General features: G+C 42.7%; 18 protein-coding genes. 4 read left to right on the top strand and 14 right to left on the bottom strand.

The genetic code is table 11. The annotated features are described in order from the left end of the window. Positions 1 to 37: 37 nt before the first annotated feature. Entirely contained in the window at positions 38 to 784 is a 747-nt protein-coding gene (locus tag MTN95_RS03595) for an LMBR1 domain-containing protein (protein ID WP_248336968.1), read from the top strand. A 37-nt stretch (positions 785 to 821) separates the two neighbouring features. On the opposite strand, the gene bceB is transcribed toward MTN95_RS03595, so the two are convergent. From bceB to MTN95_RS03535, 12 genes are all read right to left on the bottom strand, one after another. Next, positions 822 to 2,762, bottom strand: a complete 1,941-nt coding sequence (gene bceB, locus MTN95_RS03590) for a bacitracin ABC transporter permease BceB (protein ID WP_202852640.1) — start codon at positions 2,760 to 2,762, stop codon at positions 822 to 824. After that, positions 2,752 to 3,513: a bacitracin ABC transporter ATP-binding protein BceA gene (bceA, locus tag MTN95_RS03585; RefSeq protein ID WP_044153733.1), complete on the bottom strand. Its 762-nt coding sequence runs from the start codon at positions 3,511 to 3,513 to the stop codon at positions 2,752 to 2,754. Before bceA ends, bceB begins: the two co-directional genes overlap by 11 nt. Positions 3,514 to 3,614: 101 nt before the next feature. Next, positions 3,615 to 4,619, bottom strand: coding sequence for a sensor histidine kinase (locus MTN95_RS03580; RefSeq protein ID WP_248336966.1), 1,005 nt, complete (start codon positions 4,617 to 4,619; stop codon positions 3,615 to 3,617). After that, positions 4,612 to 5,307 (bottom strand): two-component response regulator BceR, encoded by a 696-nt coding sequence (locus MTN95_RS03575; RefSeq protein ID WP_248337444.1) that lies wholly within the window; start codon positions 5,305 to 5,307, stop codon positions 4,612 to 4,614. Before MTN95_RS03575 ends, MTN95_RS03580 begins: the two co-directional genes overlap by 8 nt. Positions 5,308 to 5,406: 99 nt before the next feature. Then, positions 5,407 to 6,717: an ABC transporter permease YtrF gene (gene ytrF / locus MTN95_RS03570; protein ID WP_105953346.1), complete on the bottom strand. Its 1,311-nt coding sequence runs from the start codon at positions 6,715 to 6,717 to the stop codon at positions 5,407 to 5,409. Beyond that, positions 6,707 to 7,402 carry an ABC transporter ATP-binding protein YtrE gene (gene ytrE, locus MTN95_RS03565; RefSeq protein WP_105953345.1) on the bottom strand — a complete coding sequence of 232 codons (696 nt, stop codon included), beginning with the start codon at positions 7,400 to 7,402 and terminating at the stop codon, positions 6,707 to 6,709. The genes ytrF and ytrE overlap by 11 nt, the downstream gene beginning before the upstream one ends. A 14-nt stretch (positions 7,403 to 7,416) precedes the next feature. Continuing rightward, on the bottom strand, positions 7,417 to 8,394 hold the full coding sequence (locus tag MTN95_RS03560; protein WP_248336964.1) for an ABC transporter permease: 978 nt from the start codon (positions 8,392 to 8,394) through the stop codon (positions 7,417 to 7,419). A 30-nt stretch (positions 8,395 to 8,424) separates the two neighbouring features. Next, positions 8,425 to 9,408, bottom strand: a complete 984-nt coding sequence (gene ytrC / locus MTN95_RS03555) for an ABC transporter permease YtrC (protein WP_248336962.1) — start codon at positions 9,406 to 9,408, stop codon at positions 8,425 to 8,427. Continuing rightward, entirely contained in the window at positions 9,402 to 10,280 is an 879-nt protein-coding gene (gene ytrB, locus MTN95_RS03550; protein WP_095714569.1) for an ABC transporter ATP-binding protein YtrB, read from the bottom strand. Before ytrB ends, ytrC begins: the two co-directional genes overlap by 7 nt. Further along, positions 10,273 to 10,665, bottom strand: coding sequence for a GntR family transcriptional regulator YtrA (gene ytrA, locus MTN95_RS03545; RefSeq protein WP_105953342.1), 393 nt, complete (start codon positions 10,663 to 10,665; stop codon positions 10,273 to 10,275). The genes ytrB and ytrA overlap by 8 nt, the downstream gene beginning before the upstream one ends. A gap of 33 nt (positions 10,666 to 10,698) precedes the next feature. Then, entirely contained in the window at positions 10,699 to 10,836 is a 138-nt protein-coding gene (locus MTN95_RS03540) for a hypothetical protein (protein WP_141243802.1), read from the bottom strand. Between the two features lie 156 nt (positions 10,837 to 10,992). Further along, positions 10,993 to 11,265 carry a YtzC family protein gene (locus tag MTN95_RS03535; protein WP_010331570.1) on the bottom strand — a complete coding sequence of 91 codons (273 nt, stop codon included), beginning with the start codon at positions 11,263 to 11,265 and terminating at the stop codon, positions 10,993 to 10,995. 159 nt (positions 11,266 to 11,424) lie between these two features. Here MTN95_RS03535 and mnmL point away from each other — a divergent pair, with 159 nt between their 5' ends. Both mnmL and mnmM read left to right on the top strand, forming a co-directional pair. Next, positions 11,425 to 12,393 carry a tRNA modification radical SAM protein MnmL/YtqA gene (gene mnmL / locus MTN95_RS03530; RefSeq protein WP_213417855.1) on the top strand — a complete coding sequence of 323 codons (969 nt, stop codon included), beginning with the start codon at positions 11,425 to 11,427 and terminating at the stop codon, positions 12,391 to 12,393. Beyond that, a complete protein-coding gene (gene mnmM, locus MTN95_RS03525; protein WP_202852644.1) occupies positions 12,390 to 12,974 on the top strand; it encodes a tRNA 5-(aminomethyl)-2-thiouridylate-methyltransferase MnmM in 585 nt (194 codons plus the stop codon). The genes mnmL and mnmM overlap by 4 nt, the downstream gene beginning before the upstream one ends. Here mnmM and tbcS read toward each other — a convergent pair. Together tbcS and MTN95_RS03515 are read right to left on the bottom strand one after the other, a co-directional pair. Continuing rightward, positions 12,964 to 14,067 (bottom strand): tetraprenyl-beta-curcumene synthase, encoded by a 1,104-nt coding sequence (gene tbcS / locus MTN95_RS03520; RefSeq protein WP_202852661.1) that lies wholly within the window; start codon positions 14,065 to 14,067, stop codon positions 12,964 to 12,966. The genes mnmM and tbcS overlap by 11 nt on opposite strands. An 18-nt stretch (positions 14,068 to 14,085) precedes the next feature. Continuing rightward, on the bottom strand, positions 14,086 to 14,865 hold the full coding sequence (locus MTN95_RS03515; protein ID WP_227598088.1) for an alpha/beta hydrolase: 780 nt from the start codon (positions 14,863 to 14,865) through the stop codon (positions 14,086 to 14,088). A 50-nt stretch (positions 14,866 to 14,915) separates the two neighbouring features. Between MTN95_RS03515 and MTN95_RS03510 the strand changes: the two genes are divergently transcribed. After that, entirely contained in the window at positions 14,916 to 15,431 is a 516-nt protein-coding gene (locus tag MTN95_RS03510; protein ID WP_095714573.1) for a gamma carbonic anhydrase, read from the top strand. The last annotated feature ends 112 nt before the right edge of the window (positions 15,432 to 15,543 follow it).

Raw genomic sequence — 15,543 nt, 5'->3', positions numbered from 1 at the left:
GAAAATTGTAAAATAAATAGAAAAAGGGGTAATTTTCATGGAAATGGCATTCGCATTCCTCGGTTTTTTTGTATTTCTCTTTTCGCTTGGCTATGGAGTGTACCATCTCGTCAGATATGTGCTGAAAAAAGAAAAACGATTCTCTAAAAAACTCTTTTGGCCGCTTTTCATTGGAGGCCTCATTCTGCTCTTCACCGGAGCAGCTTTGACAGAACCTGACGCTGCCGCAGCAAATGCTGATAAAAAATATTCAGCACTAAACACTGAATATAAAAGTCTTAAACAAGAGCATGAAGCACTTGAGAAAGAGTATGAAGCCATCAGCTCTGAAGCAAAGAAACTGAAAGACGACACAAAAGATCAAGACAAGCTCAAGCAGCTGGAGAAAGAAAATAGTGAACTAAAAAAGACTCAGAAATCATTAAAAGCAGAAAATAAAGAACTTCAAGAAAAACAAAAACAGCTCAAAGATGATACCACAACAGCAAAGGCTGAAAATGAAACCCTTCAACAAGATAAAACAAAACTTGAAAAGCAATTAAAAGAGGCACAAAACCGAACAGCCAGCACAAAAGAAAACAGCGAACATTCTTCAACCAGCACAAATAAAAGCAACGAAACCAGCTCAGCTGATACAGCAGAAGGCTGTCTTATCAAAGGCAGCAAAAACGGCATCTATCATACACCGGGCAGTACATACTATGACCGGACGACAGACCCTGCTGAAATGTTTTGTTCAGTTGAAGAGGCTGAGGCAGCCGGGTATCGGGCGCCGAAACGATAAACAAAAAAGCTCCAGTTTCTCTGGAGCTTTTACTGTTTTACAATGCCGACTTAATCACCTTTTTATAATAAAGAACCGACAGAATACCGAAAATAGAATAGAGTGCAGTATATAACACCATCACCATAATCATCGGCGACCATACCTCTGATCCGAATAAGAACCAGCCGGATTGAACGGCAAAATAACTGTGAAAGAGGCCGATCACCAATGGAATGCCGAAGTTATACATTTGTTTGATGCGTATCCCCTTCAGCAGGTCTCCCTGTGTAAAACCGAGTTTTCTTAGGATGGTATAATTCGGTTTTTCTTCTTCACTTTCACCCATTTGTTTAAAGTAAAGAATACACCCCGAGGTGATGAGAAATGTTAATCCTAAGAAACCAACGATGAACATGACCATACCAAAAAGAGATTTTTGCGCAATACTTGTATCCAGCCTTGATAAATGTAGATCTTTCTTGTTCACCTTTTGAAAAAGCTCATTTGCTTTTTCAAGCTGATCTCCATGTTTCATATTAATGCCGATAAATTCAGATTGCGCCAGCTGAATGCGAGGGTCTTTATCTTTATTCAGCTGTTTAAACAGGTTGTCATCCACTATGACTGCGGGCATTCCCCCGCTTGTAAACGTGTAGGATACAAGAAACTCTTCTCTTAATCCTTTATAGTGTAATGATTGTGTCTCATTCTTGCTTTTGACTTTAATGCTGCCGGAGTCTTTTAAAACCATTATCTTTTGCAGCAAGTCAGTATATCCTGAGAAAACCGCTTCCCCAGCCGCCACATCGACTCCTTTTACATCTTTATCGCTAACAACAGCGAGCTGTGTGTTGCCGGGATCGCCCTGCATCTCTTTCGGGGTTCCATCCATGATATTTGTGATATCAAAAGACGATTGCAGGACAGGCATTTCTTTTTTGACGTATGAAATGTCATTTTCACTCAAACTGCTTTCAAACCGTTTGGCATCTTTCTCATTCATGAATGAAAAATCCGCCGCTACATTTTGTTCAGCAGTCTTTTCTGCCGAGTAATACGAAATATAAGCAAGGGATAACAGCCCGATGGCGAGCGCTGAAACGGTTGTGATAATTGTCAGCAGCAAAGCGTTCGACTTCATTCTGAACATAATCGATGACAGTGACAGAACCTCTGAGATATTCAAGTACCCGCCCTTGCTTTTCCGAATAATGTTCGAGATAAACGTAACCGATCCTTTATAAAAGAGAAACGTCCCGATAATGACGGACCCTAAGATCAAACTCATTGCGAAAAACAGTTCATTTATGGTCTTGAATTTTCCGCTAAACAGCTCGGAAGACACGTAGTATCCCGTTAAAATCAACACGATGCCCAGCGCCCCGATCAGCATCTGGAAAAAAGAGATTCTCTTCACTTTATCCTCAGTGGAAGATGTTACTTTAAACAAAGATAAAATGCTTTGTTTTTTGATAAACGTATAATTCATGATCATAATCAAAAGGTAAATGCCGCAGAACACAATGATTGTTTGCACCAAGGCTTGCTCAGAAAAATGCAGTTTCGCATCAGCTTTGACATCGACGATTTTGAACAAGATCATGAGCACAAGCTTTGAGATTGAAAATCCGGCAAAAACCCCGATGGCTAACGAGCCGAAATACAGCATGATATTTTCCGCACTTAAGATACGAAAGATTTTGTGCTTTGTCATTCCGATTAATTGAAACAGCCCGATCTCTTTACTCCGCCTTTTAATAAAAATGGTATTGGCGTATAAAATAAAGATTGATACAACAGCCACAAGCAAAATTGAAGCGGTTTTAATAGCCGCGGCGCCTTTTATGGAAGCTTTTACTTCATTAATGGCCGGGTCATATTGGAGTGTGACAAATGCGAAATAAAGCGCCACACTAAAGATTAAAGCAAACACATAGAGATAATAATTCCTGATATTCTTTTTCAGATTTCGCAGAATGAGCTGATTAATGTTCATGCTGCACCCCGCCTAACACGCCTTGTGTTTTCATGATATCCTGGAAAAACGTCTGCCTGTCTTGGCCTCCTTTATTCAGCTGCGTATACATCAGACCATCCTTAATAAAAATGACTCTGCCGCAGTAGCTCGCTGCAACAGGATCATGGGTAACCATAATAATTGTGGCGCTGCGTTTTTGATTGAGCTGGCTCAGCTTGTTTAATAGATCAGAGGCTGATTTTGAATCAAGCGCGCCGGTCGGTTCATCAGCGAAAATAATGCTCGGGTCATGAATAAACGCTCTCCCGGCGGATGTTCTCTGCTTCTGGCCGCCGGAAATTTCATTCGGGTACTTATCCCGCAATTCATAAATACCCAATTCCTTCGCTACTTCCTCAAACTTGCGGTTTGCTTCCTTTTTTGATATTTTCGTGATCGATAACGGCAGAAGGATATTTTCTTTCACTGTTAATGTGTCTAACAAATTGTAATCTTGAAAGATAAAGCCTAAGTGCTGTTTTCTAAATTCAGCCAGCTGCTTTTCCTTCAAGGACGTCATTTCGTTTCCGTTAATATTGATCGTACCCTGGCTGACCTTATCAATCGAGGAGAGAACGTTAAGCAAAGTCGTTTTGCCCGACCCTGAAGCACCCATAATACTGACGAATTCGCCCTTTTCAATGTGAATATCGATGCCCTTCAGCACTTCCTGTTTATTTAGCTTGTTACCATAGCTTTTTCGAATTTTATTCGCTTCTAAAATCATCATTTCCGTAGTCTCCTTTATATTGGATAATGTTATTATAAAAAGGATTGACGGGCTTTTCCTTCGATTAGGCGAACAAAATAGAAAAGCATGTGACATTTTCGTCACACGCTAATGACACGTTCGAATTGATTTCGTTTCGGAAAGGTTAAAGTAAAGGTTGTTCCATCCCCAAGCTCTGAATGCACATCGATATCGATCAGCAACGGTCCTGCGGCTCTCTTCGCCAGATACAGCCCCATACCCGTAGAAGACTGATTATGATGATCGGTTGTGGATGTAAACCCTTTATCAAAAATTCGTGAGACATCTTTCCTGTCAATGCCCCGTCCAAAATCTTTCACCTCAAGAACCTTCCGTTCGTCTTGTTCATAGCTGTTGATCACAATATCAGCGGCTTCACTGTATTTTACGGCGTTGGTCAGCAGCTGCCTGATGATAAAGGCCAGCCATTTCGCATCGCTTAAGACTTCCTCTGCCTCCAGCTGAATGTCAAACCCGATTCCTTTCTGTATACACCACGATTGCAAGTCTCTGATCTCTTTGATAATCAAGGGCTTAAGCTTGATCATCTCTAAAGACAGATCATTTTCGATAAAGGACATGCGCTTTTGATGAAGCTGCTGATCAAGAAGCAGATGGATGCGCAGCCACTCATACGATAGCTGGGATTTTAATGATGGGTCTTCCATCCGATCGATGATTAAATGCAGCGCTGTTAATGGCGTTTTGACCTCATGTATCCACGCCATCAGTTCATCTTTTTCATTTTCTAATGCCAAGCGATTCTGCAATGCAGATTGCTTCAATTGTTCCGTTTGTCCGGTGATGCTTTTTTCAATCATCTCTTCAAACGGCGTCTCCGGTTCACTTATGGCTGTGACATCAAGATTATTTTCCCATTCTTCGAGGCTTTTATAGAATGCGGTTTCTTTCCGAAAACGGATGATAACAAACACAACAAAGATCAGGACACACAAATAAACAATATAAAGAACATTTTTAAATGGAATAGACGGATCGAAAAAGGCAATCAGCAAAATCAGAATTTGCTGCAGCAAAAATGCGGCAATCCAGCTTCGTCTTTCGATGAGGAATGCTTTAATCATAGAAATGATCCTCTTCCTTCGCCATGTAGCCTTGGCCGACCTTCGTCTCGATATATGTTCCAAGCTGCAGTTCGTCCAGTTTTTTCCGCAGGCGGTTGACATTGACGGTCAGTGTATTATCGCTGACAAAACGCTCATCATTCCACAAGCTTCTGATCAGCTCCTCACGGCTGACGATCTTGTTTTTTTGTTCAATTAAGTGTTTTAAAATAAACATTTCATTTTTAGTCAGTTCAACAGAGCCTTCGTCATTGCTGACGAGATTCTGCTCTGCGTCTATGGCAGCCCCGCACCATGTTTTGATCGTGCTCGGCTCCGTATTATAATGATGCACGCGCCGGAAAATCGCTTGGATTTTCGCAATCAGCACATCAAAATGAAACGGCTTTTGAATAAAGTCATCCGCTCCCAGCTGCATCGACATGACCATATCAGCAGGGTGGTCACGAGAGGATAAAAAGAGAATCGGAACATTTGACCGGGAACGGATCAGCCGGCACCAATGAAACCCGTCAAATTTAGGGAGCTGAACATCAATAATGACGCAATCAGGTTTGATTGACGCAAATTCCTGCATTACTTGGCTGAAATCCTGTATGCCGTATACATCATAGGACCATCCCGTTAAACGCTCCTTGATTTCATGAAACAGCGATTGATCATCTTCTATCAGCATAAGTTTAAACAATGGACTCACCGCACTTTTTCCTTTTTTATGTCAAGTGTATAGCAAATCTTGTTGATGCGCTATACAGAAAAGCCGGCTGGTTCAGCCGGCTTTTTCTGATTACAACTCTCTTCTTAATGCTGTCAGCACGTTGGTTTTTGTTGCCTTTCGAGCCGGGTTCATACCCGAGATCACAGCGACACCGCCGCAAATCACAACCGCAATGATGACAAGGCTGAGCGGAATATAAGAAAACGTATAATTCAGATCGCCCGCTTCGCCTCCGCTTGTCGCCGCGAGAATCATCGGAACGGCCAGGTTGACAAGGTAGCTCACGCCGTAAGAAATGATAATCCCAATCACACAGCCTAAAATTCCGATATACGCGCTTTCCATCAAGAACATTCGGCGAATGATTGACGGACTCGCCCCAATCGCTTTCATAATGCCGATCTCCTGCGTTCTTTCTGTCACCGCCATCGTCATCGTGTTAAATATCCCAATGGCTGAAATGATAACCGCGATACATCCGACAAAGATCAGGCCGATTTTGAAGACCATGAAGAAGGTGTTGGCTCCTTCGAGCTCGGTAGTAACTGATGTGACATAGTATCCGTCATCTGTCAGGTCATTTGTCAGCTGTTCCACATTCTCAAATTTATCAGCAAAAACGCCAACATTTTTTTCAACATTCCCGCCCTTGAAGTCCAAAAATTCCGAAAAGTCCTTCTTGAACTGATCACTAATGAAGATGTTTGAATCCTCCATCCAATCTTGAGATGGTTTTTTTGTAATACCGACAATTTTAAAGTCATATGTTTTTGTTTTCGTAACATCCCCTGTTTTAGGATCTGTTTTTGATACACTTAATTCAATCGTTTTGTTCAGGATGTCTTTCGTATAACCCTTTGGTTCTTCTATATCCTCGGGGTTTCCATTTGCTTCCTCGATTTTTTTGTTATATGCTTCAGATTCTTTTTTCGTCAATAATCTCTTTGCAAAGTCGTACCCTACTACAATTTCATTTTCCGACTTTGCGACTCTTCCTTTTTCTAATTCCATATTGGCCTTTAATTCATCATTCATATTGGTAAAGATAAGATTAGAGCTTTCATTTGTGCGATTGCCTAAAGTTGCTTTGTTTGGCTCATACACTTGCGTTCTTTCTACAACTGACCTTACATGATCATACTTCTCTAAATCAGCTTTTTTAATAGGCTTATCCCCTTCCTTGCCCATTACACTGACTTTAGTCACAATTTGCTGGCTCATCGTCATATCTGTGATTGTCTTTTGAATCCCGAATCCAACCGACGACAGCACAACCAAAAACGCACACGCCATTGTTGTCGCAAGAATTGTCATAAAGACACGGAGCCTGTTTTTCTTCATATTTCTTCTGATAAAATGAACCTGATCCTTAAATCTCAACGGTAATACCTCCTTTTAACACACCGTCATGCAGCTGGAATTTTGAGTGTCCGATTGAAGCTACTTCATCATCATGGGTAATAATCACAAATGTAATGCCCCGCTCACGATTCAGCTGCTGGATCAATTCAAGCACTTCCTGTTCCGTTTCTGAATCTAGACTTCCCGTCGGCTCATCCGCTAAAATAATTGACGGATTTAAAATCAGCGCTCTCGCAATGCTGACACGCTGCTGCTGCCCGCCTGACAATTCATTAGGATAGTGTGCAGCATGGTTTTCAAGACCGACGCGTTTCAGCATATCCTGTACCTTTTGCTTGCGCTCTGACGGCTTGATCCCTTTTAACGCCAGCGGCATTTCCACATTTTCATACGTCGTTAAGCCCGGGATGAGCTGAAAGCTTTGAAAAATAAACCCAAAGTGTTCAAGGCGGAACTGAGCCCATTCCTTCTCATTAAAGCCCGTGACATCAGTTCCGTTAATCACAATACGCCCTTTTGTCGGTGAGATGTAGCCTGAAATCAAATTCAGAAGCGTTGACTTCCCCGACCCGCTTCGTCCGACGATACAGGCGATTTCTCCTTTCGCAACAGTCAACGAGACATCTTTTAAGACAGGCACTTCATTCTCACGGCCCTTTTTTCCGATCGTGAAGGAATGGTTAATATGCTGAACATCAATCATCTTTTCTCTCTCCCTTATAAATGTTTTGTTTTTTTATAAATCGCAAAATAGCTGATAAGAAAACCAATCACGGCGCCAGCAGCCATACCGAATATGTAGCCGACGAAGCTCTCCGTTGCGGCAAATCCAAAATACCCGAAGCCCATGATCCCAATGATAATGACAATGACCTGTACCGGGCGGTCTAGCGGTTTCCACAAAAAGAAATATCCGTTCCGTTCATTAGACAGTTTGACAAAACCGATGTGGCCGATGATGTAAAAGATGATCGTCATGATGGCCGGAATCACTAAATAATACGGAGAATCCTCAACCCAGTTCGGCACAACGTAAGTAACCGGGAATAGATACTGCACCCATTCGGGCACAGGACCATGTATAAACTCTACTGTTCCGCCAAGAAGGATTTCCAAGTTGATAGCAGGAAGAGTCATGAGCAAAAAAGGCAAAATCGTAACAGTAGCTGAAACCAAAAGCTGGGCAAAAGTATGGCCTGTCAAAGCTCCCCCCGCCATGACCAGAGAATAAGCCAGCAAGCTGACGATGATCATTCCAAGGCTGTAGTGATGAAAATAAACGGCTTGCTCGGGTTTCAAAAGCACTAGGAGCAAAACAGATAATACATATCCAAAGATTTGCGGTGCCACAATCACCATTCCGCCGGTAAGGAACTTCGCATTAAATATTTGCCCACGTGTATAAGGAAGGCTTAATGTAAAATCAAAGAGGCCCTTGCTTCGTTCTATTCCAAGCTGGCTGACAGCCAAAACGACACCCCACATCCAAAACAGTGAGATAAATGTGCCGTTTAAATAGTTAATCGTAAATACGCAGGTTCCGACCCACTCGTTCTGATTAGCCACGCAGCCTTGGTATGAGATGTACGTATTTAATACGGTAAAAGGATTGCTAAGCATAAATACCAAAAAAATCATGGTTAACAGAGCTTTATTTTGCTTCCACTCTTTATAAAACAGCCCGGAATCCGGCACATCACTTCCCTCCCAACTGAAAGCACTTCTTTAATGTTTTGTTTTCTTATAAATTGCAAAGTAGCTTACAAAAAAGCCGACAACCGCACCAATGATCATTCCAAAAATATAACCAATCATGGAATGTCCGGCAGAATATCCAAACAAACCAAATCCGAGAATGCCAAAAGCCATAACCAAAATTTGTACCGGACGATCTAAGCTGTTCCAAAGGAAAAAGTATCCGTTTCGTTCACTTGGATGCTTTTTAAAGCTTATATAGCCAATCAAGTAAAACAGAATGCTCATGACAGCCGGAATGAGTAGAATATATTTACTGTCGGTTAGCCAGTCATTTGCAACATATCCCATAGGCACAAGATAGTATAACTTACGAACCAATGCAAAATAATCCTCAACAGAAGGAAAATAATCCCATATATTTACATCAAAAATAAATTCTATGTTTAGAATCGGCAAAGCAACAATTAAATACGGCAGTACCGTAGCAGCAAATGCCGTTAATAGCTGGGCAAAAGCATTTCCAGTTAACGCTCCGGCGGCCATCACCAGTGAGTAAGCCATAAAGCTAATCACGATTACTCCAACACTGCTGTGCTCAAAATAGTAGACATGCTCAGGTTGATAAACAAGAATCAGCAGCCATGCAAGTAAAAAGCCAATCAGTTGCGACAGTACAATCACAAAACCGCCTAACCAAAATTTCGTCTCGAAAATTTGGCTTCTGTTATATGGGAGGCTTAATATAAAATCCATCGTGCCTTTCGAACGTTCCATTCCCAGGAAGCAGACCGCCAAAATGACACCCGGCACCCAGTTGATATCTATCAAGTTGCTCGTGTAATTCACTATAAAATCACAATATTGCGGGTCTTGGCGATCAAGACATCCTTGATAAGACAAATACGTATTAACGATAGAAAGCGGATTTGCCAGCATCAAAAACACAATACTTAACAAAATCACCACTTGATTCTGCTTCCACTCTCGATAGAGGAGACCTCGGTCTACCATCTCCGCTTCCCTCCAAACTTCGCAATGAATACTTCTTCCAAGTTGACAGGAAGCTCGTTCCACACTTTTGGCTTCAGCTCTCTCAAAAAGCTCTTGTTCTTCTCATCGCTTTTCGGAATCAGTACCGTGTAAAACACACCGGCCTGATCGAGCATCGGAATGTTTTGCTCTCTGATCGCCAGATTGACATCTTCATCAAACGCCATTTGAATTTTGATGTATTCTTCTTTTAATTCATCAAGATCCATTACATTTGTCAGTCTGTTATCTTCGAGAAAACCAATTCGGTTGCACATCCGTTCAATGTCCTCAAGGCGATGAGAGGTGATCAGAATGCTCGTATCACGCTCAGCCACTTCATCAACCATCAGCTGCAGCACATCATGTCTTGTTACCGCGTCAATGCCGTCCGTCGGTTCATCAAGGAGAATCAGTGCCGGTCTCGCTGCAAACGACAGAACGAGCGACAGCTGTTTTTTCAAACCTGTCGACAGCTCGCGGTATTTTTTCGTTTCTGGAATTTCATATCTGTTCATCAGCTCATTCGCGTACGTGACATCAAATTTCGGATAAATTCTTCTTAGAATATCGACTAGCTGCTTGTATGTATACTTGTCGTAAAAAGGATTTTGAACAGGCATGTAGATGATATTCTGTTTGACCTTCGGATGCTTTTTGATTTCTACGCCATCAAATAAAATCGTCCCGCTGTCGGCGAAAATGATTTGTTGGATTAAGCGAAGCATTGTCGTTTTGCCTGACCCATTGCGGCCGAGCAGCCCGAAGATTTCTCCTTTTTCAATTGTTAATGAAACATCTTTTAATACTTGATTTCCGTCAATCGTTTTTGACAGCTGTCTTAATTCAATCATCGCTCTTGCCCCCTTTCACATCAGCGCTGATTTCCTTTATCCATTCTTGCAGTTTATCCAGCTCAACCCCCGCATAATGTGCATCGATGATGAGCTGTTTGAGTTGCTCTTTAATCATCGTCATCTTCCCTTCAATCAGTGTCGTTTTTGCATTTTCCGATATATAGGTCCCTCTGCCACGCAGCGTTTCAATAATACCCTCTCGCTCAAGCTCTTTGTACGCTTTGCTGACAGTATTCGGATTCGCAATAATGATCGTCGCCAATTCTCTGACAGAAGGAAGCTTATCACCAGGCTTCATGATCCCTTTCAAACAAAGCTCTTTCATTTGCTGAATAATTTGTTCGTAAATGGGCGTTGAGCTTCTTGGATCGATTTGAATCATTTACTTCCCTACTTTCTATACGATCTGAACCTTTCATAAATAAAACGGATCAATTATACTTTTTTGCCATTCAAAACCGATCATCACGAGTACAAGAAAAAAAGAACAAGCGATCACAGATGCCGCGATCAGCATTGGCACGTTACGTTTGTTTTGTTTTTTATGTTTCATAACTGCCTCCCTTAATTTCAATATATAAATGACTTTTTCATTAGTGTCTATAGTGTATTACTTCAATTAGTACACTTAATACAATAAATACTTTACTGTGCAAAGTCAATCCTTTTTTTACAAAAAAAATGGACCCTTATCAAAAGGGTCCGTTTCTTACACATCAAGAGGGTGCTGCAAGATCATATTATTTTGCAAAGCTTGAAGCTGAAGTCTCATTCTGTACAGCTGTTCTCTCTGCTGATCATTTGATGACAGCCATAGTTTATTCAAGGCATTTACCGCATTTTCAATCTGCATTTGCGCATCACTGTATTCTTGGTCGTTATAATGCTCTTGTTTAGAAGCGATTTTCAGCTGTTCTTCAGCATAATCATACGCCTGCATACATTGTTGGAGATGTTCATCTACTGATTGTCTTGTTGCCACAGTAACCCCTCCTCTTGGTAATGGAAACAATCCATCATCCATAGTGTAGCCTCATCAGACACGATTCAATAAAGAAATTTATGGTCGATATTCATTTGTTCTCATATGAAATGCGTGCTACAATTTTAGGATGCAATTGTACGCAAGGAGGCATTAATCGTGATTCAGAATAATCCTTTTCCTTATTCAAATACGGAAAAACGCTATCATACATTAAATTATCATCTCAGAGATCATTTCGGGCATAAGGTATTTAAAGTAGCGCTTGACGGCGGCTTCGACTGCCCGAACCGGGACGGCACTGTCGCTCACGGCGGCTGTACCTTTTGCAGCGCTGCGGGCTCCGGTGACTTTGCAGGAAACCGGGCCGATGATTTAATGACACAATTCCACGACATTAAAAACCGCATGCACGAAAAATGGAAGGACGGGAAATATATCGCTTATTTCCAAGCGTTCACCAATACGCATGCTCCGGTTGACGTGCTGCGAGAGAAATTCGAGTCTGTTCTCGCGCTCGACGATGTGGTCGGTCTTTCAATCGCCACACGTCCGGACTGCCTGCCGGATGACGTTGTTGAGTATTTGGCAGAACTGAATGAACGCACGTATCTTTGGGTGGAGCTTGGGCTTCAGACAGTTCACGAACGCACAGCTCTTCTGATCAACCGGGCACATGACTTTGACTGCTACGTTGAAGGTGTGAATAAGCTAAGAAAACACGGCATACGCGTCTGCTCGCATATAATCAACGGACTTCCTCTGGAAGACCGCGATATGATGATGGAAACGGCAAAAGCAGTGGCAGATTTGGACGTCCAGGGTATTAAAATCCATTTGCTTCACCTGCTAAAGGGCACGCCGATGGTGAAACAATACGAAAAAGGAAAGCTGGAATTTCTCTCTCAAGACGATTATGTGCAGCTCGTCTGTGACCAGCTTGAAATCATCCCGCCCGAAATGATCGTACACCGTATCACAGGTGACGGGCCGATTGAATTGATGATTGGGCCGATGTGGAGTGTGAACAAATGGGAAGTGCTTGGCGCTATCAATAAAGAACTTGAAAACCGCGGCAGCTACCAAGGTAAGTTCTTTCAGCGTCTTCAGGAGGAATCGGCCTTATGATTCTGAAAAAAATTCTTCCCTACAGTAAAGAGCTGCTGAAAATGGCCGCAGGGGATGGAGACATCGTTGTTGACGCCACAATGGGGAACGGGCACGACACCCTGTTTTTAGCTGAGCTTGTCGGTGAAAACGGCCATGTATACGCATTTGATATACAAGAATCAGCAGTGGCCAATACGAAGGAGCGGCTCGGTGACACCTATCAAAACCGGACAACTTTATTTCATAAAAGCCATGACAAAATTGCTGAATCACTTCCGCAGGAAACACACGGCAAAGTGGCGGCCGCTGTGTTTAACCTCGGCTATCTGCCAGGCGGGGACAAATCGATTACGACAAACGGCAATTCAACGATCCAAGCAATTGAACAGCTTCTCAGCATCATGAAAGATGAAGGCCTGATTGTTTTGGTCGTCTATCACGGCCACCCGGAAGGCAAAGCTGAAAAAAACGACGTGGTAGACTTTTGCCGGGACTTGGATCAGCAAACAGCCCGTGTCTTAACATACGGATTTATCAATCAGCAAAATGACCCGCCGTTTATTATTGCTATCGAAAAAAAAGCTCAAATCAGCAAATGATTTGAGCTTTTTTCTTTGAGTTTTTCATCCAGGCCATTTTTTGAAACTTTCTGTAGGCTCTGCCGTTGATATAAAAGAAAAAGGAGGTTTTTCCGCTTGCTTTGATCAGCTTTTTCGCGAGCCGGCCCATTTCCTTTTGGCCCGCCACTTTATCATCAGACAAATAGACACCCAGCAAGCCGCGGTTGATTAAGCGGTGGAAGTTTTCGTGCGGAATGCCGTGCAGATGTTCATCGGCTTTCTGAATAAAGTGCTGCAGCCGATTCATCATTTCTTCATGCGACTGATAATACGAGCAGAAATTCAAGTCCCCTTCAAGCAAGTCCTCCTCCTGGTCAATCAAATAATCAAGCAGAATATGAAGACCTTGTATGTAAGGAAAATAACTGTTGCGGATTTTTTTTGCGGTGCTTTCAGTAAAATCGGGCTGAAACGAATATGCGACAAGACAGAAAATGCCTAGCGTGGAGCCTGCACAAGCTGAGAATTCATACCATTCCATCTCGGGAAGCTCTGATTCATATTGGGTAAACCACTTTTCAAGGCGCGGGACACGCTCATGCTCAACAACGTGCTTATGCACCTGCAAATCGCAATAATAGCCGCAAAGCTCAAGCAGATAAGGTTTAATCATTTCGTAGTGTTCAATAGATCCGAGGACACGCTGGCACGTTTTCACCAATTCCTGCAAATATCCGCTGTCATCCTGCTCGTCCCTGAATTGATAATAATGTTGCGGTTCAGCTCCCACTGTCAATGCGTCCTGCATAGAGGTGTGAAGCATTCGAAAATCTTGCGGGTCAAGTGATGTGCTGCGGTCGCACAAATTGTCCAGGTAGTCGCTGATCGTTTGGTATGCGATGATGAACTCAACACATTTCTGCTTATGATTTCCTGACAATAAGGCCAATATGCCGCCGCCTTCGCAATGAAACGTTTTATCTCGAATACTTGCGGTTGCCTGTGCTTTTAATTCACTGTTTTTAATTGCTTCTGATTTTTGCTTCCATATGTTCAGCTCTTGATGAACGAGCGGAAAAATATCACGATATACTTTTGCCATCAGTCCAAAAGGATGTTCCGGTACTGTCAACACATGCACCCCCCTAGTTCAAATATATTGATCAGTAAATGCTCTTGCGGCTTTAAAAACGTCTTCTCTTTCCGGTTCATTAAATATTTCATGATAAAGCCCTTCCCATTCCCTATATGACTTATTGTGGGAAGCAACCCCTGAAAACCACTTGATGACCTTCGTTTTATCGACTAGCTTGTCATCTCCGGCCTGCATGACCAAAAGCGGCACCCTCAGAAAAGCCTCTGTCGGCACCATGGCAGACTCGAGAGTTTTTAACAGCTCTCTGTACCATCTGACAGAAACCTTCTTCACAAAGAGGGGATCGTTCTGGCCTGCTTCGATGACATCTTCATTGCGTGTCGCCATATCAATCGATAATCCCGAATCAACTTTAAGCGACGGGGCAATGACATTCAGCCCCTTTGATGCAAGATCAAGCACTTTATTGACTTTAATTTGCAGCCCGAGACACGGTGATGATAAAATAATTCCCGTAATGCGGGGGTTTCTCTGCTGTTTAAACCATTCAATCGCAATCAGGCCGCCCATGCTGTGGCCGAGAAGAAAAACAGGCAGCTCAAAGGTTCGCGCTTTATCTATCCAAGTATCTACTTCATCAATGTATTCTTGAAATGAGCGAATATGACCTCTGGCCCGGGTGGTTGTCCCTTGTCCCGGCAGATCACCCATTACAACGTGATAACCCGAAGATCTCCACATTTCACTCAGCCATTTATATCGTCCATGATGTTCACTTGCCCCGTGGATCATAACAATCACTGCCACAGGTCTGTCTGCTTTCCAGGTCCACATGCGGTTCACCTCATACAAAAATTAAATAGAGAAAGAAGGATGAAAGATATATGATTTACCCTTATAAGGAATACACGCCAGAAATCCACCCAACGGCTTTTGTAGCCGATAATGCAACAATTACCGGTGATGTGGTCATCGGGGAACAATCCAGCATTTGGTTCTCAGTTGTCATAAGAGGAGATGTAGCCCCGACCAGAATCGGTAACAGAGTCAATATCCAGGATTTAAGCTGCCTCCATCAAAGCCCGAACCGGACGCTTCTCATTGAAGATGACGCCACGATAGGCCACCAGGTTACACTCCATAGCGCCGTGATCCGTAAGAACGCCTTAATCGGCATGGGTTCAATCATTTTAGACGGAGCCGAAATCGGTGAAGGCGCATTTATCGGTGCCGGCAGCCTTGTTCCGCCGGGGAAAATCATTCCGCCAGGCCATCTAGCCTTCGGTCGCCCGGCAAAAGTCATCCGTCCTTTGACGGATGAAGACCGAAAAGACATGCAGAGAATACGGTCTGAATATGTAGCAAAGGGTCAATATTATAAATCACTTCAGCAAATGTAAGACCAGCTTCGTTTTACTTTACCATTTTTCAAAATATTATTTAAGCGATAACCATCGCTGACCCGAACCAAATGCAGTTCGGGTTTTTAATTTTCCATAAAACGTTCACATG

Source organism: Bacillus sp. 2CMS4F (assembly GCF_023161785.1).
Taxonomy (GTDB): Bacteria; Bacillota; Bacilli; order Bacillales; family Bacillaceae; genus Bacillus; species Bacillus halotolerans.
This window is presented reverse-complemented; position numbering and strand designations above follow the sequence as displayed.